A 21,523-nucleotide genomic window follows, 5' to 3' on the forward strand; every position below is an offset into this window, starting at 1 on the left:
GCGCCATCAAACGAAATCGCGACATTGGCGATGTTGCGTGAGGTCAAGATCGGGGGCGCAAAGTTTGGGCAGCTCTACTGTGCATGGGGTTGTTTTCGAGTTTTGCGTTTGTGTTCTTGATTTGTTCCTTTGCCATGCTATCTTGGCTGCATGAGTCCAGCAGCATCCTCTCATGCTCTCAAGCACCCGCCGGTCAAGGCGCCCTCCGAGCCGGCGGGTGCGGGCTCTGATTTCCCAGAGCTGGCGGTCGCCATCGACCGCCAGCGCAGGCGAGGGCGCGGTGCGCAGTCGAACGCCAGCGGCCGCTATGAGTCCGAGGCGCGCGTCGCATTCGACGACGGTTGGCAGAGCCTGGAAGACCTGCCGCCGTTCAAGACGACGGTCGCGGTCGATACCTCGCGCAAGGTGATCACCCGGAACGATTCCCCTGACATCGGTTTCGACCGCTCGATCAATCCCTATCGGGGCTGCGAGCACGGCTGCGTCTACTGCTTCGCGCGCCCGACACATGCCTATCTCGGACTGTCGCCGGGGCTCGACTTCGAGTCGAAGCTGTTCGTGAAGCCCGAGGCGCCGGTGCTGCTCGAGAAGGAGCTTGCCGCCAGCGGCTACGAGCCGCGGATGATCGCGATCGGCACCAACACCGATCCCTATCAGCCGATCGAGCGCCAGCGCAAAATCATGCGCGGCATTCTGGAGGTGCTGGAGCGCGCGGGACACCCGGTCGGCATCGTCACCAAATCGGCGCTGGTGGTGCGTGACATCGACATCCTCGCCCGCATGGCCAAGCGCAACCTCGCCAAGGTCGCGATCTCGGTGACCTCGCTCGATCCCAAGCTCGCGCGTACCATGGAGCCGCGCGCGGCGACGCCGCCGAAGCGGCTGGAGGCGCTGAAGCAGCTTTCGGACGCCGGTATCCCGACCACCGTGATGGTCGCGCCCGTGATCCCCGCGCTGAACGATTCCGAGATCGAGCGCATTCTCGACGCCGCAGCCCATGCCGGCGTCAAGGAGGCCTCCTACGTCTTGCTGCGGCTGCCGCTGGAGGTGCGCGACCTCTTCCGCGAATGGCTGATGGCCAATTATCCGGACCGCTACCGCCACGTCTTCACGCTGATCCGCGACATGCGCGGCGGCCGCGACTACGACGCCAAATGGGGCGAGCGGATGAAGGGCACCGGGCCGATGGCCTGGACCATCGGCCGCCGCTTCGAGATCGCCTGCGACAGGCTCGGCCTGAACAAGCGCCGCTCCAAGCTGACGACGGATCATTTTGCAAGGCCGAAGCAGAACGGCGAGCAGCTCAGTTTGTTTTGACAAGGGAAAACGGGGATCGTCCAGGGTTCCCGGTTGCGCAACCGCGAGGGGCTGCGCACGATCCCCGCCATGATTCGGGACAAGTCCGCCAACAAGCCTGCCAAAGAGGCGCCTGAGAAGGACGCTGCGAAAAAAGTCGCGCCTGCCAAGGCCAGCTTTCGCCGCGAGCGTGCGCTGATCAAGCGCGGCATCTGGCCCATCGCCGGCTGCGACGAGGCCGGCCGCGGGCCGCTCGCCGGTCCCGTGGTGGCGGCGGCGGTGATTCTCGATCCCGACCGCATTCCGCGTGGCATCGACGATTCCAAGCGGCTGACCGCGGAGGAGCGCGAAAGACTGTTCGAGAAGATCTGTGCCACCGCGCAGGTCTCGGTCGCCGTCGCCTCGCCGGCACGTATCGACCGTGACAACATCCTGCGTGCCTCGCTATGGGCGCTGAAGCGCGCCGTGGTGGCGCTGCCCGAGCAGCCCAAGCACGTCTTCGTCGACGGCCGCGACCGGCTCGACACGGCCTGCGATTGCGAGGCCGTGATCGGCGGCGACGGTATCGTGCTGTCAATCGCGGCCGCCTCGATCGTCGCCAAGGTGACGCGCGACCGTCTGATGTGCGCGCTGGCGCAGGACTGCCCCGGCTACGGCTTCGAGCAGCACAAGGGCTACGGCGTCCCCGAGCATCTCGACGCGCTGAGCCGCCTCGGCCCGACGATCCACCACCGCAGCTTCTTCGCCCCCGTCGCGGCGGCGCGGGCCAAGCACATGCCCTGGACGGTCGAGCCCGTGCGGGACCTGTTCGAGGTCACCGAGGTCGAGGTGCAGGTGGAGACCTCAGTTGAAATCGACGCTTCCGCGGGCCTCTAGATCAGAGGGTCGTTGCCACGACACGCAGCGCCCTTTATCAAAACAGTCGTGAGCGAATAGGGCCGGCTGGACGGGTTGGCTGCATCTTGCGGGCGTTGCATGCGGTTTACCTCCCTGGTCATCGAGCTCATTCGCGCCCGGCCGCGGCTGATCGTGTGGATCGCCGTGCTGCTCCAGGCCTTGATGTGGCTGTTCGTGGCGCTGGTGTTTTACCGCAGCCCGCCCGGCGGTCTCGCGACCCTCCTGGCGTTCGGCCGCGAGTACCAGGTCGGGACTGATCTCGGCCCGCCCCTGCCGGTCTGGCTCGCCGACATCGCCTACCGCGCCGCGGGCGGCCACATGTTCGGCGTCTACGTGCTGGCGGAGCTCTGCGAGATCGCGACCTTCATCGCGCTCTATCATCTCTCGCGCGCCGTGGTCGGCTCGCAGCAGGCGGTGCTCGCCGTGCTGCTGACCATGACGGTGCTGGCGTTCTCCTCGCCGGCGCTCGATTTCGGCCTGCTGGTGCTGGCGCGGCCGCTCTGGGCGCTGCTGCTGCTGCATTCCTGGCAGATCATCGGCCAGCGCCGCGGCAATGCCTGGTTCGCCTGGTCGATCGAGGCGGGCCTGTTGCTGCTGACGACGCCCGCGGCGATCTTCCTGCTTCTGCTGATCGTCGTCTTCGCAATCTCGACCGCCGGCGGCCGCCGCACGCTGCGCGCGCTGGACCCGCTGTTCGCGCTGATCGTCGTCGCCGTGCTGGCGCTGCCCTATGCGGTCTGGCTGATGCGCGCCGAAACGCTGGTGCTGCCCACCCTGCCGCAAGTCGCCGAGCTGAATGCCCGCGCCATTCACGCCGCCTGGCTGCTCGGCGGGCTCGTGCTTGGCGCCGCGGCCATCCCGGCGCTGACCTTTCTCAATACCGGCCTGTTCGTCGCCAAAGGTGAGGACGCGCCGATCATCTACCGCCCGCCGGTCGAGCCGCTCGCGCGCAGTTATGTCTATTTCTTCGCCTTGGCACCGGCGCTGGGTGCGGTCCTGATCTCCGGCGTGCTCGGGCTCGATGCCGTCGTCGGCGGCCCTGGTGTCGTTCTGGCGATGTCCGGGCTTGCCGTCATCGTCGCGGCCGGCGATCTCATCGCAATGCGCCGCGCGCGCATGCTGCGGACGGTGTGGGCCGCGGCCGTCGTGGCGCCGGCCGCCGGTGTCGTGCTCGCCGTGCTGTTCCTGCCCTGGACTGGCACCAACGAGATCGCGACCTCGATGCCGGCGCGCGCGATCTCGGATTTCTTCGACGAGAGCTTTGCCCGCCGCACCAATCATCGCCTGCGCGCCGTCGCCGGCGAGACCCAGCTCGCGAGCTTGATCACGCTGCATTCCGGCCGCCCGCATCTGTTCATCGATGCTCAGCCTGCGCGGACGCCGTGGATGAACCAGACCAGGTTCAGTGAAACCGGCGGTGTCGTGGTCTGGCGTGCCGCCGATACCGCCGGCACCCCGCCGCCCGAGATTCTCGCGCGCTTCCCCGGCGTCGTGCCGGAAGTACCGCGCGCCTTCGAATGGCTGGTGACGGGCCGTCAGCAACTCTTGCGCATCGGCTGGGCGATCGTGCGGCCGAAGGGGACGTAGCGACAATCGCTGAAAATCGTAGGGTGGGCAAAGGCGCAAAGCGCCGTGCCCACGTCACCTATCCGTTGTCACGATAGAGGTGGTAGGCACGCTCCGCTTTGCCCACCCTCCGAGAGCTTGCTAACCCGCCAGCGCCTTCGCAATCGACCGCAAATCCTGCCAGGCCAGCCGCTTGTAGGACGGCGAGCGGAGCAGATAGGCCGGATGGAATGTCGGCAGCGCGCGAATGGTGCGCTGGCCGGTCTCGTAGTCGAACCAGCGCCCGCGCGTGCGCATGATGCCTTCGCGTGTCGACAGCAGCGTCTGCGTCGAGGGATTGCCGAGCGTCACCAGGACGTCCGGATTCACCAGCTCGATCTGGCGCTGGATGAAGGGCAGGCAGATTTGCGTCTCCTGCGGCGTCGGCGTGCGGTTGCCGGGCGGCCGCCATGGAATGACGTTGGCGATGTAGGCGGTGGTGCGGTTGAGGCCGATGGCGCCGATCATGAGGTCGAGCAGCTTGCCGCTGCGTCCGACAAAGGGCAGTCCCTCGATGTCCTCGTCGCGGCCCGGCGCCTCGCCGACGAACATGATGCGCGCCTGCGGATTGCCGTCGGCGAACACGAGGCGCGTCGCGGTGTGTTTCAGTGCGCAGCCCTCAAAACTTTGCATGAGCTCGCGCAGCGCCTCCAGCGTCGGCGCGGTGCGCGCGGCCTCGCGCGCGGAGGCGATCGCGACGTCGGGCGCAGGCGCGGCCTCGCCGCGCATGACCGCGGGCGCTGCGACCGGCCGCGGTGCCTCGACCGGCGGCGCCGCGCGCGGGGTCGGCGGCGGGGCATCCATTTCCGCCAGACGGTCTATCGGCTCCTCCGCGACCGCGCAGTCGACGCCGGCCTCCAGATAGAAGGCGAGTAGCTCTCGGACGGTGGGTGCGGGTTCGGGGATCATTTGGAAAGTCAGACTATTAGTTCATCTTAAGCCGCCTTGCATCCCAGCGGAACGCGATTCCGAGGTTGTCCTACCCGGAAAAATCGGAAACAAGAGGGCGCAAACGACCAAGGACCGTCTCAAGGGCTGAGATCAGATGAGCACCGAAGAACTTCCCCCGCGCGAATCCATGGAATTCGACGTCGTCATCGTTGGCGCCGGTCCCTCGGGCCTGTCGGCCGCGATCCGGCTGAAGCAGCTCAATGCCGATCTCAACGTGGTCGTGGTGGAGAAGGGCTCCGAGGTTGGTGCGCATATTCTCTCGGGTGCCGTGATCGACCCGGCCGGGCTCGACAAGCTCATTCCCGACTGGCGCGAAGATGCCGACTGCCCGTTGAAGACCCAGGTGAAGGACGACCGCTTCTACTGGATGACGGCGGGCGGGGCGATCAAGCTGCCGGGCTTCATGATGCCGCCGCTGATGGACAATCATCACTGCTATATCGGCTCGCTCGGCAATGTCTGCCGCTGGCTGGCGCGGAAAGCGGAGGCGCTCGGCGTCGAGATCTATCCGGGCTTCGCCGCGGCCGAAGTGCTCTATGACGAGGAGGGCAGGGTCAAGGGCATCGCCACCGGCGACATGGGCATCGGCCGCGACGGCAAGCCGAAGGACTCCTTCACCCGTGGCATGGAATTGCTCGGCAAATACACGCTGTTCGCCGAAGGCGCACGCGGCAGCCTGACCAAGCAGCTCATCAACAAGTTCGCGCTCGATGCCAAGAGCGAACCGCCGAAGTTCGGCATTGGTCTCAAGGAAGTCTGGCAGATCGATCCCGCCAAGCATCAGAAGGGCCTGATCCAGCACTCATTCGGCTGGCCGCTCGACCTGAAGACCGGCGGTGGCTCGTTCCTCTATCATTATGACGACAATCTCGTCGCGGTCGGCTTCGTCGTGCACCTGAACTACGATGATCCCTATCTCTCGCCGTTCGACGAATTCCAGCGCTTCAAGACCCATCCATCGATCCGCGGCGTGTTCGAGGGTGGCAAGCGGCTCGCCTATGGCGCACGCGCCATCACCGAGGGCGGTTATCAATCGGTGCCGAAGCTGACCTTCCCCGGCGGCGCGCTGGTCGGCTGCGCAGCCGGCTTCGTCAACGTGCCCCGCATCAAGGGCGTGCACAACGCGATGGGCACCGGCATGCTGGCTGCCGAGCACGTCGCCGCGGCGATTGCGGCTGATCGCGCCAATGACGAGATCGTCGATTACGAGAACGCCTGGCGATCCTCGCCGGTCGGCAAGGATTTGTTCCTGGTCCGCAACGTCAAGCCGCTGTGGTCGAAGTTCGGCACCGTGCTCGGCGTCGCGCTCGGCGGCTTCGACATGTGGTGCAACACGCTGTTCGGCACCTCGCTGTTCGGCACCCAGCCGCATGCTAAACCCGACCGCGCCACGCTCGATCCGGCGAAGCAGCACACCCCGAAGAACTATCCGAAGCCGGACGGAAAGATTTCCTTCGACAAGCTGTCCTCGGTGTTCCTGTCCAACACCAATCATGAGGAGGACCAGCCGGTGCATCTCAAGGTCACGGACATGAACCTGCAGAAGACCTCGGAGCACGACGTGTTTGCCGGCCCTTCGAATCGCTATTGCCCGGCCGGCGTCTACGAGTGGATCGAGGAGGGTTCGGGCCCGCGCTTCCAGATCAATGCCCAGAATTGCGTCCACTGCAAAACCTGCGACGTGAAGGACCCCAACGGCAACATCACCTGGGTTCCCCCGGAGGGCGGCGGCGGTCCGAACTACGAGGCGATGTAAGAGCGGGCTAGGTGGAATCGGCCAAGGTCCGAAAGGTGATCTGGCGCACGTTCGCGTGAGCCCCCCTCTGCGGCTACCGGCCGCGGCCACGATAAGGCCATACTAGCAGCGTCTTGGGCTCTCTTGGCCGATTTGGGGCGTGCGGAGGGGATCGCCCGGCCCGAATCCTTGCGGTGAAGCGCCAAAAGCGGCATTGTCGGCCCGACGGTTCCGGGTCCCGATGCCTCCGGCCGCGTTCGCATGCGATACGGCCTTCTGCTGCAAACCCAGGCACTACCAACTCAAGGCGAGCCCTGATGTTCTCAAATCGTTTCAACCGCTGGACTGTTGCCGCCATCGCCCTCGTGGGCACTGCGATCGCGACGGTCCCCGGCGCGGTCATGGCGCAGACGCCGGACCATCCGTCCGACACGGCGGCGCAATTTCCGACCCGGAACGATCTGAAGTCGCTCACCACGTCCGGCAGCTATCTGGCCGCCCGCCACGCCAGCGTCGAGCGCGATGCCGCGTCGGCCGCAGCGTTCTACCGCTCGGCGCTGCGCAGCGACCCGAAGAACAACGAACTGCTCGACCGCGCCTTCATCTCGTCGGTCGCCGACGGTGACATCGAGGAGGCGGTCAAGCTCGCCGAGCGCATCCTCACCATCGACAAGACCAACCGCGTCGCGCGCCTGGTCGTCGGCGTGCACGATCTCAAGATGAAGAAGTACGCGACCGCGCAGACCAACATCAACCAGTCGATCCGCGGTCCGATCACCGATCTCGTTGCCACTCTGCTGTCGGGTTGGGCCGCCTATGGCGCCGGCGATGCCAAGGGCGGTGTCGCCACCATCGACAAGCTGGCCGGTCCCGAATGGTATCCGCTGTTCAAGGACCTCCATGCCGGCATGATCCTCGAGCTCTCCGGCAAGGAGAAGGATGCCGGCACCCGCTTCGAGCGCGCCTACAAGCTCGACGATTCCATGCTGCGCGTGACCGAAGCCTACGCGCGCTGGCTGTCGCGCAACAAGGATGCGGCGGCGGCGACGACCGTCTATCAGGCCTTCGACAAGAAGCTCGCCCGTCATCCGCTGATCGCGGAAGGACTGCGCGATACCAAGGCCGGCAAGAAGCTGCCGCCGCTGGTCGACTCCGCACAAGCCGGTGCGGCCGAAGCGCTCTACGGCATCGGCGCCACGCTGACCCGCCGCGGCGGCGAGGACCTGGCGCTGGTCTATCTCCAGCTCTCGCTCTACCTGCAGCCGAGCCATCCGCTGGCGCTGCTCTCGCTCGCCGATCTCTATGAATCGGTGAAGCGTCCGCAGATGGCGATCAAGGTCTATGAGCGCGTGCCGGCGACCTCGCCGCTCAAGCGCAACGCGCAGATCCAGCTCGCGATTGACCTCGATTCCGCCGACCGCACCGACGAGGCGATCAAGATCCTCAAGGGCGTCACGTCAGAGGATGCCAAGGATCTCGAAGCCATTATGGCGCTCGGCAACATCGAGCGCGGCCGCAAGAAGTTCGGCGATTGTGGCGCGACCTATTCGCGCGGCATCGAGGTGCTGCCGGCAGGCAACGACAAGGCCAACAGCGTCTGGTATTATTATCGCGGCATCTGCGAGGAGCGCTCCAAGGAGTGGAGCAAGGCCGAGGCCGACATGAAGAAGGCGCTCGAGCTGCAGCCCGACCAGCCGCATGTCCTCAACTATCTCGGCTATTCCTGGATCGACCAGGGCGTGAACCTCGACGAAGGCATGAAGATGATCAAGCGCGCCGTCGAGCAACGTCCCGACGACGGCTACATCGTCGACTCCCTCGGCTGGGCCTATTACCGCATCGGCAACTACGAGGAGGCGGTGAAGAACCTTGAGCGCGCGATCGACCTCAAGCCCGAGGATCCCACCATCAACGATCACCTTGGCGATGCCTATTGGCGCGTCGGCCGCACGCTGGAGGCCAAATTCCAGTGGGCCCATGCGCGCGATCTCAAGCCCGAGCCGGATGACCTTCCGAAGATCGAAGCCAAGATCGCCAACGGCATGACCGAGGACAATTCGAACTCTTCGGCCGCTCAGGCGGAAAAGAAGAAGGACGACGGCAAGGGCGGCTAGACTGACCAAAGTTGGGGGCGTGTCGCCGATGCCGGCGCTGATTGAAGAAGGACGGGCGAAGGTCAATTTGAGCCTTCGCGTCGTCGGCCGTCGTGCCGACGGCTATCATGATCTCGAAAGCGTGGTCGCCTTCGCCGACTGCGCCGACCGGCTTACGCTGGAGCCGGGCGGCAAGCTGAAGCTTGTCACCACCGGGCCGCTGGCTGCGGCGTGCGGCGATGTTTCCGACAATCTGGTGTTCAAGGCCGCGAAGCTCCTGGCTGAGGCCGTGCCGAACCTGAAGCTCGGCGCCTTCGCGCTCGACAAGGTGCTTCCTGTGGCCGCCGGTATCGGCGGCGGCTCGGCGGACGCGGCGGCGGCGCTGCGGCTGCTGGCGCGTCTCAACAATCTTTCGCTCGACGATCCGCGGCTACAGAAGGTCGCGCTCGCGACCGGCGCTGACGTTCCGGTGTGCCTGTTCTCGCGCGCCTGCGACATGACCGGCGTCGGCGAGCAGTTGCTGCCACTGGCGTTGCCGAGCATGCCCTGCGTGATGGTCAACCCGCGCGTGCCGGTTGCGACCAAGGACGTCTTTAGGGAGCTCGGCCTGCGCAACGGCGAGTTGCTGGTCGGAGCCACCGCCGTCCTCGACGCGCCCGCCTGGCCGGAGGAGGGCGGGTCGATCGCCGATTGGGTCGAGGTCCTCGAAAACGTCCCCAATGATCTCGAAGCGCCGGCGCTGCGGATCCAGCCTGTGATCGGCGAGGTGTTGGAGGCCTTGCGCGACTCCGCCGGCGTCAAGCTTGCCCGCATGTCCGGCTCGGGCGCCACGTGCTTTGCGATTTACGGCGCGCCCACCGAAGCCCACGACGCCGCCGAAAAGATCCGGCGCGATCACTCCGGCTGGTGGGTGCATGCGGGGACGTTGAGCTAACTGTTTTCTCAACAGCGCTGCCGCATGTCGCGACGCTCATGCGCGCTACGATTGCTTACGTCGCCAACGCGAGATAGCCGCTGATGGTCAGGATCGACGTCACCGTCGATGCCAGGATGACATTTGACGTCATCGCCGCCTCGCGCTTGTAGAACTCCGCGAGCATGAACGGGCCCGTGCCGGTCGGAAGCGCGGCCAGCAGCACGGCGACGTGCGTGAGCAGCGGCGACAATCCGAACACCGCGGTCGCCATCACCCAGGTCACGGCCGGCTGAAGCACCAGCTTGAAGCTGACGAGAAGCGCCGCCGATCCGACATTCGTCTCGGTGCTCTCGCGCTTGGTCGCGAGAAACAGGCCGAGTGCGACGAGCGCGCAGGGCGAGGCTGCGCCGCCCAGTAGCTTGAGAAAACTCTCGGCGGCATCGGGCACGTTCATTCCGGTGATCGGGACAATCGCAGCCAGGGCCGGCGCAACGAGCAGGGGATTGCGGATCAGCGAGGCGCCGACCTTGGCAACGAGATGCCGCCGGCGTTTCTCGGTCTGCAGTCCGGTCTCGATCAGCACGATCGCGATCGCAAAGAGCACGCAGACCGTAATGATCGTAGCGACCAGCGTCGGTGCCAGCGCCTCGCGCCCGAGTGCGGCGAGCGCCAGAGGGAAACCGACGAAGCCGGTATTGGCGTAGCCCGCATTGAGGGCGTCGATGGCGGCGTCGGCGAGATGCCGGGGACGGCGCAGGCGGACGGCGATGGTCAGGCAGAACACCAGTGCCGCACCGATCCCGAAGGCGGCAATGAAGCGGGGCTGCCAGACTTCGGCCCATCGCGCATGCGCGACGATGTCGAACAGCAGGGCGGGGAGGGCGAGATAGACGACGAAGCGGTTCAGCTCGCTGGAGGCGTGCGCGCCGAGGACGCCGATCCGCCGGGCGAGCCAACCGGCGAAGATGAGTGCGAAGATGGGGAGGACGGCCGCAAGGGTGGAAAGCATCGGGGAACCTGATTTCGGAGGGACGAATTAGGCTACCCAACGCGATTGATATCATCCAATACTGATTGCTGCACTGCTCCATACCTTTTCGGTATCATCATGATCGACATCCGACAGATGCGTTATTTCGTCGCCGTGGCCGAGACGCTGCATTTCGGCCGGGCGGCCGAGCGACTCCATATGAGCCAGCCGCCGCTCAGCCGGCAGATCGCGACCCTGGAAAAGGAGCTCGGGGTTCGCCTGTTCGACCGCGAGTCGCGGCGCGCCACGCTGACGCCCGCCGGCCGGCGTTTCCTCGAGGACGCCCGCGCGGTGCTGATCAGCTTCGACCAGGCCTGCCAGAACGCGCGAATGGCGGAGCGGGGCGAGCTCGGCGAACTCTCTGTCGGCTTCATGATGCACGCCGCCTACACGGTCCTGCCGGGCCTGACGCGGCGCTACATGGCCAGACATCCCGGCGTGCGCGTCGAGCTGCGCGAGGCGATCCCCGGCATCCTTGGTGACGCGGTGCTGACCGGTCGCTTCGATGCCGCGATCCTGTTCGATCCCGGTCCTGTTCGTGGCCTTGTGACACAGGTCATCTTTCGCGAGCCGCTGAGCCTGGCGGTGCACGCCAGTCATCCGCTCGCCGCGCAGACGAGCGTGTCGGCGGGACAGCTCAGTGGCGAAGCGTTCATTGGAACGCCGACCGAAGTGGCGCCGAGATTGCGCCAGTCGATCGCCGACTATTGTCGTGCCGGCGGGTTCGAGCCGACGTTCAGGCTCGAGGTCGAACTGCAGCAGACCATTGTCAGTCTCGTTGCGGAAAACCTCGGCATCGCGCTGGTGCCGCGATCGATGGCGAAGCTCGGGATCGCGAATCTCGCTTTCTGCGATCTCGATGATGCCCCGATCATCGAGCACGTGGTCGCGTGGCGGCCGGGCAATCTCAATCCGGCATTGGCGCCGTTTCTGGCGGAGGCGCGACGTGGCGTCGAGGTCGGTCCAGACTAACCTTCGGCCAACCCAAGAAACCGCCGGATCTGACCCAGCACTTCCTGCGGCTTGTCATGCTGCAGCCAGTGTCCCGCGCCCGCGATGGTTTCGACTCGCGCGTTTGGGAAATATCGTTCGAGGCCTGCAGCTTTTGCGCCGGCCAGAAAGCTCTCGCCCGCATTGAGCAGCAGCGTCGGGCAGGCGATCCGCGACCACAGCGCGACGTGATCGTCCGGCCACAGCCGGTGCGGCGCGCTGGCACGCTGGTAGGGATCGAACTTCCAGCTATAGGTGCCGTCCTCGTTCCGCCGCGCGCCGTGGGTGGCCAGATGCAGCGCGAGGTCGCGGGACAGGCGCTTGTTGTGCAACACCATCTGCGCGGCCGCCTCAGTGAGCGTCGCGTAGCGGCGCGGCGTCCGGTCGTGCAGCTTGTCGAGCTGGCCGACCCATTTGGCGATGCGCTCATACACCGGCGGCTTCGGCGCGTCAGGCAGCATGGTCACGCCGTCGAGCACGATGAGCTTCGAGACCTGCTCGGGAAACGATCCCGTAAAGATCAGGCTCACCATGCCGCCCATCGAGTGGCCAATCAGCGTGATCTCGGGCGCTGCGACACTGCGAACGAGCTGCGCGAGATCGTAGACATATTCGGTCAGCGCGTAGCTGCCGCCTTTGGTCCAGTCGGAATCGCCGTGACCGCGCAGATCCGGCGCGATGACGTGGAAATGCGGCTGCAACGCACGGGCAATCGCGTCCCAGCTTCGGCAATGATCGCGTCCGCCGTGAACGAGGATTAGAGGCGGCGCGCTCTCATTGCCCCAATCGGCGTAATGTAGTCGCAGGCCGTGCGACTCATAGAAGCGGCTTTGCGGGACATCAGCCATTGGCCGGCCGCCGCGCCAGCGTGTTCAGCCTCACTGAGATCGCAGCCAGGAACAGCCAGACATTCGTGTCGATCATCCTGTTTTCGTAGCGCGGCGCGCCACGATTGCAAGGTCTTTGGTCCAAAAGGCCCGTCGTTCAGCCCATGCGGCGGAAGATCGCACTGGCATTGACGCCGCCGAAGCCAAAGCCGTTGGAGATGGCGTGCGTCATCGCCATCGGCCTGGCGCTGCCGGCGACGACGTCGATGCCGTCGGCGCCCGGATCGGGATTTTCAAGATTGAGCGTCGGCGGCGCTATCTGGTCGCGCAGGGCGAGGATGGTGAAGATCGCCTCGAGGCCACCGGCGGCGCCGAGCAGGTGGCCGGTCGCCGACTTCGTCGCGCTCACCGCGATGCTGCGATTGCGGCCGAACAGCGCGGCGATGGCGCCAAGCTCGCTCTCGTCGCCGGCCGGCGTCGACGTCGCATGCGCGTTGAGGTGCTGCAAATCCTTCGGAGCAAGCTTCGCCTGCCGGAGCGCGATCTCCATGGCGCGACGGGCGCCCTCGCCATCGGGCGGACCCGACGTCATGTGATAGGCGTCCGCCGTCGTGCCGTAGCCGACGATCTCCGCGATCGGCGTTGCGCCCCGCGCCAGTGCATGTTCGAGATCCTCGATCACGAGGATGCCGGCGCCTTCGCCCATCACAAACCCCTCGCGGTCGCGATCGAACGGGCGCGAGGCGCGTGCGGGCTCGTCATTGAAGGAGGTCGACAGCGCGCGTGCGGCGGCAAAGCCGCCGAGGCTGACGATGTCGATGCAGGCCTCGGCGCCGCCGCAGATCGCGACGTCGGCTTCGCCAAGGCGGATCATGCGCGCGGCATCGCCGATCGCCTGCACGCCGGCGGCGCAGGCGGTGACCGGCGTGCCCAGCGCGCCCTTGTAGCCGTATTTGATCGAGACATGGCCGGCGGCGAGGTTGGCGAGGAACGAGGGGATCGTGAACGGCGAGAGCCGGCGCGCGCCGCGCTGCTCGGTGATGCGCACCGCCTCCGCCATCGCCGGAAAACCGCCGACGCCGGAGGCGATGATGGTCGCGGTGCGCTCCAGCGCGCTCGCGTCCTGCGGCATCCATCCGGCCTGCGCGACCGCCTCTGCGGTCGCAAGCAGCGCGAACAGGATGAAACGGTCCATCTTGCGCTGGTCTTTTGGCGCGGCGGCCTGCGCGGGATCGAAGCCGCCCTCGGCGTCATCGGCCTTGTCGGGCACGAGGCCGGCAATGCGCGCGGGCAGCGCCTGCGACCATTCGGGCAGGGGCCGCAGCCCGCTTTGACCGGCGAGCAGCCGGCGCCACGACAATTCGACACCGCAGCCGAGTGGCGACACCGCGCCCATGCCTGTCACGACGATACGACGCATGTCAGTCTCCCGCCGGCGCAACGGCCGGGTTCATGGCCTTGAGCGAGGTGAGCCGCCGCCGCATCAGGCGGCTCGCGCCGGGGCCTGCGATCACCACCGCATTGTCGAGCGTGATCGGTTGCATGTCCGCGGCATCGACCACGACCGGATCGAGTGGGCGGCAATCGTCGCGGTTCGCGAGCAGGATGGATTCGCCCTTTGGTGCGAGATGCTTGTTACCCCAGGCGAGCAGCGTCGCGATCACGGGGAAGAAATCCCGCGCCTTGTCCGTCAGCACATATTCGTAACGCGGCGGGCGCTGATGATAACGGCGGCGAACGAACATGCCGCTCTTGGTGAGATGGGCAAGGCGCCGCGACAGGATGTTGGGCGCGATACCGAGATTGCGCTCGAACTCGTCGAACCGCGTGGAGCCCTGCAACGCATCCCGCAGGATCAGAATGCTCCACCATTCGCCGACCGTCTCCACGGCGCGGCCGACCGGGCATTCCAGGATGGAGGGGGATTTGGGCTGCATGGCGGGAAAGTTAGGTCAGTGACTTGCAAAAAGCAAGTCACTGGGGGACGAGGGCGAGCGCGTGTAGAGGGCCTGCGAGACGGTGAAGCTTTTGCGGTGGCAAGAGCTGTTTCTAGGATCTGAAATGTGTGTGAGTCAGCGAAGGCCTTGCGCCATGACGGTGTTGATGCGGCGTGCACCAATCCAAATCCGTCACCCTGAGGTGCTCGCCTCTTCGGCGAGCCTCGAAGGGCGACGGCCGGGCTGCAGCTCAGCCGTGCATCCTTCGAGGCTCGCTGCGCGATGCTCTGCATCGCGCCACTCGCGCCTCAGGATGACGGGGCTCCAGTGGTGCAGAAGAAATAGGAACGAGCGTCAGCTGTCGGCTAATGCGACCTTGCCAGGCAGAACGCCACCACCTGCTCCAGCGCGCTCTTCATCGGCGACGACGGGAACAGCGCCAGCGCGTCGACGGCCATGGCGCCGTAATGGTGGGCGCGGCTGATCGTGTCCTCCAGCGCGCGGTGCTTGTTCATCAGGCCGATGGCGTGGTCGAGATCGGAATCGCCGATTTCGCCGCGCTCCAGCGCCTTGATCCAGAACGCGCGCTCGGTGTCGTTGCCGCGGCGGAAGGCGAGCACGACGGGCAGCGTGATCTTGCCCTCGCGAAAATCGTCGCCGGTGTTCTTGCCGAGTTTTGCGCTCTTGCCGCCATAGTCGAGCACGTCGTCGACGAGCTGGAAGGCGATGCCGAGATTCATGCCGACCGAGCGGCAGGCGGTCTGCTCGGCCTTCGGACGGTTGGCGATGACGGGGCCGACCTCGCAGGCCGCCGCGAACAGTTCGGCGGTCTTGCCGCGGATCACGGCGAGGTATTCGTCCTCGGTGGTCGCGGTGTTCTTGGCGGCGGCGAGCTGCATCACCTCGCCCTCGGCGATGGTGGCGGCGGCGGCCGAGAGGATGTCGAGCGCGCGGAGCGAGCCGACTTCGACCATCATGCGGAAGGCCTGGCCCAGCAGGAAGTCGCCGACCAGGACGCTCGCCTCGTTGCCCCAGAGCATGCGCGCCGAGAGCTTGCCGCGGCGCATCTCGCTCTCGTCGACGACGTCGTCGTGCAGCAGCGTGGCGGTGTGCATGAACTCGACGGAGGCGGCTAGCTTGATGTGGCCGTCGCCGGTGTAGCCGGCGAGGTTGGCCATGGCGAGCGTCAGCATCGGCCGCAGCCGCTTGCCGCCGGAGGAGATCAGATGGTTGGCGACCTCCGGGATCATGGTGACGTCCGAGCCGGTCCGCGACAGGATCGTGGCGTTGACGCGCTCCATGTCAGGGGCGACAAGGGCAACCAGCTCTTCGATCGACGCGCCGGGAGTTTCGAAAGGTACGATGACGGCCACGCCGGTCTCCAATATTTGCCCCAGAAGGGCTATTCTGATGGAAATACAATAGAAACTGGCGGCGGATGCGGCAAGGCCTGCGGAACCATTGACATTTGCTGCTTTAGCCCCCTTTGGGCAGGAGATCTCAGTTTTGCGTGAACTGGTGCGGACCAACGATATGGTGCTGGTGTCGGCGATCGGCGCGCTGCTCGACGGCGCCAACATCCATCATCTGGTGCTGGACCAGAACATGAGCATCATCGAGGGCTCGCTCGGCATTTTGCCGCGGCGGATCCTGGTCCATGAGGACGATGCCCGGGAGGCGCGGGCGCTCCTCACCGAGGCCGGGCTCAGCCACGAACTGCGCGGCGATGATTGAGGCCGACCTCACTGAGGACGCCTTTCTCGGCGGCCAATTGCGGCTGAAGCAGAAGCGGACTGGCCATCGCGCCGGCCACGACGCGATCCTGCTTGCGGCGGCAACGCGAGCGCGGGCGGGCGACCGCGTGGTCGATCTCGGTTCCGGCATCGGCACGGCAGGGCTGGCGCTTGCCCGGCGTGTGGCGGACATCAAGCTCACCCTGGTCGAGATCGATCCGGAACTCGCCGGGCTCGCGCGCGCCAATGCGGCGGCGAATGCGATTATCGCCGAGACGATCGTGCTTGACGTCACAGCCGATGCGCAGGCATTCGCGGCACATGGGCTCATGCCTGACAGCGTCGACGCGGTGCTGACGAATCCGCCCTTCAACGATCCCGCGCGCCATCGCGGCTCGCCGGACTCAATGCGCCAGAGCGCGCATGTCGCGACGGAAGAGACGCTGCATGCGTGGGTGCATGCAGCGCGGCGTATCCTCCGATCGAATGGCGCGCTGACCTTGATCTGGCGCGCAGACGGGATCGCAGAAATTTTGGCAGCGCTATCACGCGGCTTCGGCAGTCTGTCGATCCTGCCGGTTCATGGCGAAGCAGGGCGGCCCGCGATCCGCGTGCTGGTGCGCGCGATCAAAGGTGGCCGAGCCCCGACGCGATTGTTGCCGGGTCTCATGCTTAACGAAGAGTCAATCGTGCCTAAAAAAGAGGTGAGGGATATTCTGGAAGGGAGAGCGGTGTTGCCGCTGGCGGAGCCGTGACGGTTTACTGCGGAAGCGATTCCGACTGCTGTTCCTGCGGTGACGTAAAGCGAATCGCCGTGAAAAGCGCACCGATCAGCAGCATCAGCAGATAGATCTTCATGGCGTTTCCTCCGCTGCTTCATTGCAGCTTCCCAACGGGAGAACTGCAAAACACGTTCCAGGCACTTCCAATGACACTCGCGTGATAAGAAATGGTTAATCAGAGGTAGCGGCATGGCCGAACAATTGAACGATTCCCAGAATTCCGGCCTGGCCGACAAGCTCATGCAATATCTGCCGGCGCGTTTCCGGCCCGGCACGGCCGTCGTGCCGGTGGTGCGGCTGTCAGGGGTGATCGGCGCGGTGACGCCGCTGCGCCCCGGCATGTCGCTGGCCGGTGTCGCGCGCGTGCTGGAGCGGGCGTTTTCGTACCGGAACGCCAAGGCGGTGGCGCTGGTGATCAACTCGCCTGGCGGCTCGCCGGTGCAGTCGCGCCAGATCTATCTGCGCATCAAGCAGCTCGCGGCGGAGAAGAAGCTGCCGGTGCTCGTCTTCGTCGAGGACGTCGCGGCCTCCGGCGGCTACATGATCGCCTGTGCGGGCGACGAGATCATTTGCGATCCCTCCTCGATCCTCGGCTCGATTGGCGTGGTCGGCGGCAGTTTTGGTTTCCAGGAAGCGATCAAGCGGCTCGGCATCGAACGGCGCCTTTACACGGCCGGTTCGCACAAGGCGATGCTCGATCCGTTCCTTCCGGAAAATCCGGACGATGTCGCCAAACTGAAGGCGATCCAGCGCGAGATCCACCAGATCTTCATTTCGCTGGTGAAGGAGAGCCGCGGTGCGCGGCTGAAGGGCGCCGACGACACCCTGTTCACGGGCGAATACTGGGCCGGCGAGAGCGCGGTCGCGCTGGGGCTCGCCGACAGCATCGGCGATCTCCGCTCAACTCTTCGTGCCCGCTATGGCGAGAAGGTTCTCACCCCCGTGATCGCCCAGCCGACCGGTTTGTTGTCCGGCCTTCTGGGGCGGAAATCGCCCGGCGCGGGGCAGCTTTCGGCCATGGAATCAATGGTCGGGCTTCCGGATGATCTGATCTCGGCGGTCGAGACGCGGGCGATTTGGGCGAAATTCGGGTTCTAGGCGGGGGCCTCCCGCGCCATTTGGTCCAGCCCGAGCCAATTGCGGCGCAGCTTGGAGTGCGCGAATATGCGCGTGGGGGCTGAGCATTGAACAAGGATCGACCGATGCCGCCGTTCGTTGCATTCGCGGGCGTCCTGGGTGGGCTTGCCGTGGTCCGCTGGGCCTACAAGACCGCGGTCAGGATCAACCAGGAGCTGGAAGAGATGCGCCTGTCGCGCGTCACCGAAGCCACGCCCATGGGGGATATCAAGACGCTGAAGCGTGACCCCGTGACCGGGGCGTACAGGCCGGGGTAGGTCGTGCTGCTCGTCATGCCCGGGCTTGTCCCGGGCATCCACGTTCTTCGTGCCGCGAGAAAGGTCGTGGATGGCCGGGACAAGCCCGGCCATGACGGAGAACTGGTCCCGACTCCGCCCCCTTTGCCTTGATTCCCACCCCCGCCGTCGATACGGTCCCGCGCGATTCAAAACCCCCGCGAGAGCCTGATCTGACGATGGACGCCTCCTTGCCCGCCCATATGCGCCCGGAACGCTCGTTCCAGGGCTTCATCCTCGCGCTCCAGACCTTCTGGGCCGAGCAGGGCTGCGTGATCCTGCAGCCCTACGACATGGAGATGGGCGCAGGCACCTTCCATCCGGCCACCACGCTGCGCGCACTCGGACCCAAGCCGTGGAACGCGGCTTATGTGCAGCCCTCGCGCCGGCCCAAGGACGGCCGCTACGGCGAGAATCCGAACCGGATGCAGCACTACTACCAGTTCCAGGTGATCATGAAGCCGTCGCCGCCGAACCTTCAGGAGCTGTACCTGAAGTCGCTCGCCGCGATCGGCATCGATTCCGCCGTGCACGACATCCGCTTCGTCGAGGACGACTGGGAGAGCCCGACGCTGGGCGCCTGGGGTCTGGGGTGGGAGTGCTGGTGCGACGGCATGGAAGTCAGCCAGTTCACTTACTTCCAGCAGGTCGCGGGCTTCGAATGCGCACCTGTTGCCGGCGAGCTCACCTACGGCCTCGAGCGCCTCGCGATGTACGTGCAGGGCGTCGACCGCGTCTACGACCTCAACTTCAACGGCCGCGAGGGCGACGCCAAGGTCACCTATGGCGACGTCTTCCTGCAGGCCGAGCGCGAATATTCGAAGCACAATTTCGAAGTCGCCGACACCGCGATGCTGTTCGAGCAGTTCAAGATGGCGGAAGCTGCGTGCAGAAAGTACCTTGAGGCAGGCTGGAAGGACGGCAAGCGCGAGGCGCATCTGATGGCGCTGCCGGCTTACGACCAGTGCATCAAGGCGAGCCACGTCTTCAACCTGCTCGATGCCCGCGGCGTGATCTCCGTGACCGAGCGGCAGAGCTACATTCTTCGCGTGCGCGAGTTGGCGAAAGCCTGCGGCGAGGCCTGGATCCACACTGAAGCGGGTGGAGCGGCCTGATGCCCGATCTTTTGCTCGAACTGTTCTCGGAAGAGATCCCCGCGCGCATGCAGGCCAAGGCGGCCGACGATCTGCGCCGTCTGGTCACCGAGAAGCTCGTTGCCGAGGGCCTCGTCTACGAGGGCGCGAAAGCCTTCGCGACGCCGCGCCGCCTTGCGCTCACCGTGCACGGCATCCCCGCGCGCCAGCCTGATCTCAAGACCGAGCGCCGCGGACCCAAGGTCGGCGCGCCCGATGCGGCCGTGCAGGGCTTTCTGAAGGCGACCGGCCTGAAGTCGCTGGACGAAGCAAAAATCCAGCGCGACCCCAAGGGCGATTTCTACATCGGCTTGATCGAGAAGCCGGGCCGCGACGCGATCGACGTTCTCGCGGAAATCCTGCCGGTCATCATCCGCACCTTCCCCTGGCCGAAATCGATGCGCTGGGGCGCGCGCTCCGGCAAGCCGGGCTCGCTGAGCTGGGTGCGCCCGCTGCACGCGATCACCGCGACCTTCGGGCCCGAGACGGAAGTGCCCGATGTGGTGAAGTTCGAGGTCGACGGCATCGAGGCCGGCCAGACGACGTATGGCCATCGCTTCATGGCGCCGGACGCGATTTCTGTCCGCCGTTTCGAGGATTATGAGGCCAAGCTGAAGGCCGCAAAGGTCATCCTCGATCCGCAGGCGCGCAAGGACATCATCTTCGCCGACGCCAAGGAGTTGACCTTCGCGCAAGGTTTTGAGCTGGTCGAGGACCAGGTGCTGCTCGACGAGGTCTCCGGCCTCGTCGAATGGCCGGTTGTGATGATGGGCTCGTTCGAAGAAGAGTATCTGGCGATCCCGGACGAAGTGATCCGCGCCACCATCCGCAACAATCAGAAGTGCTTTGTCGTCAAGGATCCCAAGACGGGCAAGCTTACAAACAAGTTCGTTCTCACCGCCAATATCGAGGCGGCGGACGGCGGCAAGGTGATCGTTTCGGGCAACGAACGCGTGATCCGTCCGCGCCTGTCGGATGCGAAATTCTTCTATGAGACGGATCTGAAGACGAAGCTCGAGGACCGCCTGCCGAAGTTCGAGCAGATCGTGTTCCATGAGAAGCTCGGGACGCAGGCTGAGCGGATCAAGCGGATCGAGCGCCTGGCCGCCGAGATCGCGCCGCTGGTCGGCGCCGATGCTGAGAAGGCGAGGCGTGCTGCGAAACTTGCGAAGGCCGATCTGCTGACTGAAGTCGTCGGCGAATTCCCTGAAGTGCAAGGCCTGATGGGGAAGTACTACGCGCTGGCACAGGGCGAGGATGCCTCGGTCGCTGCTGCCTGCGAGGAGCACTACAAGCCGCAAGGTCCTACCGATCGCGTGCCAACCGATCCGGTCAGCGTCGCCGTGGCGCTCGCCGACAAGCTCGACACGCTCGTCGGCTTCTGGGCGATCGACGAGAAGCCGACCGGCAGCAAGGACCCGTATGCGCTCCGTCGTGCCGCGCTCGGTGTGATCAGGCTGATCGTCGACAACACACTGCGACTCTCGCTCGTGAAGGTGGCGGCGTCCGCGCTTGCCGGCCTATCGGTGAAGCCTGCCGATGCGGAGAAGATCCCGAGCGATCTCCTCGCCTTCTTCGCCGACCGCCTCAAAGTCCAGCTCCGCGAGCAGGGTGCGCGGCACGATCTCGTCGATGCCGTGTTCGCGCTCGGCGGTCAGGACGATCTCCTGATGATCGTCCGGCGCGTCGAGGCGCTCGGCAAATTCCTCGAGAGTGACGACGGCAAGAACCTGCTCGCCGGCACCAAGCGCGCCAGCAACATCCTCTCGATTGAGGAGAAGAAGGACAAGCGCAGCTTCGACGGTGCGCCGGATGCTGTGCTCTACAGCCTCGCCGAGGAGAAGGCGCTGGCGAAGGCGATCGGTGAGGTGACGGCGGAAGCCAGTGCCGCCGTCGCCAGGGAGGACTTTGCCGCCGCGATGAGTGCGATGGCCAAGTTACGCCCGCCGGTCGATGCGTTCTTCGACAAGGTTCGCGTCAATGACGATGACGCGAAGGTGCGCGAGAACCGCCTGAAGCTGTTGAACGAGATCCGCAGCGCCACGCGCGCGGTGGCGGATTTCTCGAAGATCCAGGATTAGGTCTCGTGCCCCGGACGCAGCGTAGCGCTACTTCAGCGGTGCGTTGCAGAGCCGGGGCCCATGCTCGCCGCAAAGATTCTGGGTCCCGGGTCGCGCTTCGCTTGC

General features: G+C 65.6%; 19 protein-coding genes. 13 read left to right on the plus strand and 6 right to left on the minus strand.

What is annotated here, in order from left to right:
* Positions 1 to 150 precede the first annotated feature (150 nt).
* The 3 genes from HYH08_RS19960 to HYH08_RS19970 all read left to right on the plus strand — a co-directional run bounded on the left by HYH08_RS19960 (position 151) and on the right by HYH08_RS19970 (position 3,780).
* The gene (locus HYH08_RS19960; protein WP_220011513.1) at positions 151 to 1,317 is read left to right on the plus strand and encodes a PA0069 family radical SAM protein; all 1,167 of its coding nucleotides are present in this window, start codon (positions 151 to 153) and stop codon (positions 1,315 to 1,317) included.
* A 69-nt stretch (positions 1,318 to 1,386) separates the two neighbouring features.
* Positions 1,387 to 2,172 carry a ribonuclease HII gene (gene rnhB / locus HYH08_RS19965; RefSeq protein WP_220011514.1) on the plus strand — a complete coding sequence of 262 codons (786 nt, stop codon included), beginning with the start codon at positions 1,387 to 1,389 and terminating at the stop codon, positions 2,170 to 2,172.
* Positions 2,173 to 2,271: 99 nt separating this feature from the next.
* Positions 2,272 to 3,780: a glycosyltransferase family 39 protein gene (locus HYH08_RS19970; protein ID WP_220011515.1), complete on the plus strand. Its 1,509-nt coding sequence runs from the start codon at positions 2,272 to 2,274 to the stop codon at positions 3,778 to 3,780.
* 120 nt (positions 3,781 to 3,900) lie between these two features.
* On the opposite strand, the gene HYH08_RS19975 is transcribed toward HYH08_RS19970, so the two are convergent.
* Entirely contained in the window at positions 3,901 to 4,707 is an 807-nt protein-coding gene (locus tag HYH08_RS19975; RefSeq protein ID WP_220011516.1) for a uracil-DNA glycosylase, read from the minus strand.
* 136 nt (positions 4,708 to 4,843) lie between these two features.
* Between HYH08_RS19975 and HYH08_RS19980 the strand changes: the two genes are divergently transcribed.
* The 3 genes from HYH08_RS19980 to HYH08_RS19990 all read left to right on the plus strand — a co-directional run bounded on the left by HYH08_RS19980 (position 4,844) and on the right by HYH08_RS19990 (position 9,511).
* The gene (locus HYH08_RS19980; protein WP_220011517.1) at positions 4,844 to 6,505 is read left to right on the plus strand and encodes an electron transfer flavoprotein-ubiquinone oxidoreductase; all 1,662 of its coding nucleotides are present in this window, start codon (positions 4,844 to 4,846) and stop codon (positions 6,503 to 6,505) included.
* A 296-nt stretch (positions 6,506 to 6,801) separates the two neighbouring features.
* Positions 6,802 to 8,598, plus strand: coding sequence for a tetratricopeptide repeat protein (locus HYH08_RS19985; RefSeq protein WP_220011518.1), 1,797 nt, complete (start codon positions 6,802 to 6,804; stop codon positions 8,596 to 8,598).
* Positions 8,599 to 8,626: 28 nt separating this feature from the next.
* Positions 8,627 to 9,511 carry a 4-(cytidine 5'-diphospho)-2-C-methyl-D-erythritol kinase gene (locus HYH08_RS19990; RefSeq protein ID WP_220011519.1) on the plus strand — a complete coding sequence of 295 codons (885 nt, stop codon included), beginning with the start codon at positions 8,627 to 8,629 and terminating at the stop codon, positions 9,509 to 9,511.
* Positions 9,512 to 9,566: 55 nt separating this feature from the next.
* Here the strand turns inward: HYH08_RS19990 and HYH08_RS19995 are convergent, their stop codons facing one another.
* The gene (locus HYH08_RS19995) at positions 9,567 to 10,502 is read right to left on the minus strand and encodes an AEC family transporter (RefSeq protein ID WP_220011520.1); all 936 of its coding nucleotides are present in this window, start codon (positions 10,500 to 10,502) and stop codon (positions 9,567 to 9,569) included.
* 99 nt (positions 10,503 to 10,601) lie between these two features.
* Between HYH08_RS19995 and HYH08_RS20000 the strand changes: the two genes are divergently transcribed.
* Complete coding sequence (locus HYH08_RS20000; protein ID WP_220011521.1) at positions 10,602 to 11,495, plus strand: LysR family transcriptional regulator; 894 nt, start codon at positions 10,602 to 10,604, stop codon at positions 11,493 to 11,495.
* On the opposite strand, the gene HYH08_RS20005 is transcribed toward HYH08_RS20000, so the two are convergent.
* The 4 genes from HYH08_RS20005 to HYH08_RS20020 form a co-directional block, all read right to left on the minus strand.
* Positions 11,492 to 12,361, minus strand: coding sequence for an alpha/beta fold hydrolase (locus tag HYH08_RS20005; RefSeq protein WP_220011522.1), 870 nt, complete (start codon positions 12,359 to 12,361; stop codon positions 11,492 to 11,494). The two genes, HYH08_RS20000 and HYH08_RS20005, sit on opposite strands and share 4 nt — an antisense overlap.
* Before the next feature lie 136 nt (positions 12,362 to 12,497).
* A complete protein-coding gene (fabF, locus tag HYH08_RS20010) occupies positions 12,498 to 13,760 on the minus strand; it encodes a beta-ketoacyl-ACP synthase II (protein WP_220011523.1) in 1,263 nt (420 codons plus the stop codon).
* Position 13,761: 1 nt separating this feature from the next.
* The gene (locus HYH08_RS20015; protein ID WP_220011524.1) at positions 13,762 to 14,277 is read right to left on the minus strand and encodes a winged helix-turn-helix transcriptional regulator; all 516 of its coding nucleotides are present in this window, start codon (positions 14,275 to 14,277) and stop codon (positions 13,762 to 13,764) included.
* Between the two features lie 365 nt (positions 14,278 to 14,642).
* Positions 14,643 to 15,650 (minus strand): polyprenyl synthetase family protein, encoded by a 1,008-nt coding sequence (locus HYH08_RS20020; protein WP_220011525.1) that lies wholly within the window; start codon positions 15,648 to 15,650, stop codon positions 14,643 to 14,645.
* 133 nt (positions 15,651 to 15,783) lie between these two features.
* On the opposite strand from HYH08_RS20020, the gene HYH08_RS20025 reads away from it, so the two are divergent.
* The 6 genes from HYH08_RS20025 to glyS all read left to right on the plus strand — a co-directional run bounded on the left by HYH08_RS20025 (position 15,784) and on the right by glyS (position 21,418).
* On the plus strand, positions 15,784 to 16,011 hold the full coding sequence (locus tag HYH08_RS20025) for a putative signal transducing protein (RefSeq protein ID WP_220011526.1): 228 nt from the start codon (positions 15,784 to 15,786) through the stop codon (positions 16,009 to 16,011).
* A complete protein-coding gene (locus HYH08_RS20030) occupies positions 16,004 to 16,765 on the plus strand; it encodes a tRNA1(Val) (adenine(37)-N6)-methyltransferase (RefSeq protein ID WP_220011527.1) in 762 nt (253 codons plus the stop codon). Before HYH08_RS20025 ends, HYH08_RS20030 begins: the two co-directional genes overlap by 8 nt.
* Before the next feature lie 216 nt (positions 16,766 to 16,981).
* Positions 16,982 to 17,890 carry a S49 family peptidase gene (locus HYH08_RS20035; protein ID WP_220011528.1) on the plus strand — a complete coding sequence of 303 codons (909 nt, stop codon included), beginning with the start codon at positions 16,982 to 16,984 and terminating at the stop codon, positions 17,888 to 17,890.
* A 104-nt stretch (positions 17,891 to 17,994) separates the two neighbouring features.
* Positions 17,995 to 18,186, plus strand: coding sequence for a hypothetical protein (locus HYH08_RS20040; protein ID WP_220011577.1), 192 nt, complete (start codon positions 17,995 to 17,997; stop codon positions 18,184 to 18,186).
* Positions 18,187 to 18,383: 197 nt separating this feature from the next.
* Positions 18,384 to 19,319 (plus strand): glycine--tRNA ligase subunit alpha, encoded by a 936-nt coding sequence (locus HYH08_RS20045; RefSeq protein WP_220011529.1) that lies wholly within the window; start codon positions 18,384 to 18,386, stop codon positions 19,317 to 19,319.
* Complete coding sequence (glyS, locus tag HYH08_RS20050; RefSeq protein WP_220011530.1) at positions 19,319 to 21,418, plus strand: glycine--tRNA ligase subunit beta; 2,100 nt, start codon at positions 19,319 to 19,321, stop codon at positions 21,416 to 21,418. Before HYH08_RS20045 ends, glyS begins: the two co-directional genes overlap by 1 nt.
* Positions 21,419 to 21,523 lie beyond the last annotated feature (105 nt).

The sequence above is a fragment of the Bradyrhizobium sp. BR 10289 genome, assembly GCF_019455385.1.
In the GTDB taxonomy this organism is placed as follows: domain Bacteria; phylum Pseudomonadota; class Alphaproteobacteria; order Rhizobiales; family Xanthobacteraceae; genus Bradyrhizobium.

What these genes read in the sequence shown, in the direction of transcription:
- HYH08_RS19960 (WP_220011513.1), top strand. Translation starts at nt 151, where the DNA reads ATGAGTCCAGCAGCATCCTCTCATGCTCTCAAGCACCCGCCGGTCAAG.
- rnhB (WP_220011514.1), top strand. Translation starts at nt 1,387, where the DNA reads ATGATTCGGGACAAGTCCGCCAACAAGCCTGCCAAAGAGGCGCCTGAG.
- HYH08_RS19970 (WP_220011515.1), top strand. Translation starts at nt 2,272, where the DNA reads ATGCGGTTTACCTCCCTGGTCATCGAGCTCATTCGCGCCCGGCCGCGG.
- HYH08_RS19975 (WP_220011516.1), bottom strand. Translation starts at nt 4,707, where the DNA reads ATGATCCCCGAACCCGCACCCACCGTCCGAGAGCTACTCGCCTTCTAT.
- HYH08_RS19980 (WP_220011517.1), top strand. Translation starts at nt 4,844, where the DNA reads ATGAGCACCGAAGAACTTCCCCCGCGCGAATCCATGGAATTCGACGTC.
- HYH08_RS19985 (WP_220011518.1), top strand. Translation starts at nt 6,802, where the DNA reads ATGTTCTCAAATCGTTTCAACCGCTGGACTGTTGCCGCCATCGCCCTC.
- HYH08_RS19990 (WP_220011519.1), top strand. Translation starts at nt 8,627, where the DNA reads ATGCCGGCGCTGATTGAAGAAGGACGGGCGAAGGTCAATTTGAGCCTT.
- HYH08_RS19995 (WP_220011520.1), bottom strand. Translation starts at nt 10,502, where the DNA reads ATGCTTTCCACCCTTGCGGCCGTCCTCCCCATCTTCGCACTCATCTTC.
- HYH08_RS20000 (WP_220011521.1), top strand. Translation starts at nt 10,602, where the DNA reads ATGATCGACATCCGACAGATGCGTTATTTCGTCGCCGTGGCCGAGACG.
- HYH08_RS20005 (WP_220011522.1), bottom strand. Translation starts at nt 12,361, where the DNA reads ATGGCTGATGTCCCGCAAAGCCGCTTCTATGAGTCGCACGGCCTGCGA.
- fabF (WP_220011523.1), bottom strand. Translation starts at nt 13,760, where the DNA reads ATGCGTCGTATCGTCGTGACAGGCATGGGCGCGGTGTCGCCACTCGGC.
- HYH08_RS20015 (WP_220011524.1), bottom strand. Translation starts at nt 14,277, where the DNA reads ATGCAGCCCAAATCCCCCTCCATCCTGGAATGCCCGGTCGGCCGCGCC.
- HYH08_RS20030 (WP_220011527.1), top strand. Translation starts at nt 16,004, where the DNA reads ATGATTGAGGCCGACCTCACTGAGGACGCCTTTCTCGGCGGCCAATTG.
- HYH08_RS20035 (WP_220011528.1), top strand. Translation starts at nt 16,982, where the DNA reads ATGGCCGAACAATTGAACGATTCCCAGAATTCCGGCCTGGCCGACAAG.
- HYH08_RS20040 (WP_220011577.1), top strand. Translation starts at nt 17,995, where the DNA reads ATGCCGCCGTTCGTTGCATTCGCGGGCGTCCTGGGTGGGCTTGCCGTG.
- HYH08_RS20045 (WP_220011529.1), top strand. Translation starts at nt 18,384, where the DNA reads ATGGACGCCTCCTTGCCCGCCCATATGCGCCCGGAACGCTCGTTCCAG.
- glyS (WP_220011530.1), top strand. Translation starts at nt 19,319, where the DNA reads ATGCCCGATCTTTTGCTCGAACTGTTCTCGGAAGAGATCCCCGCGCGC.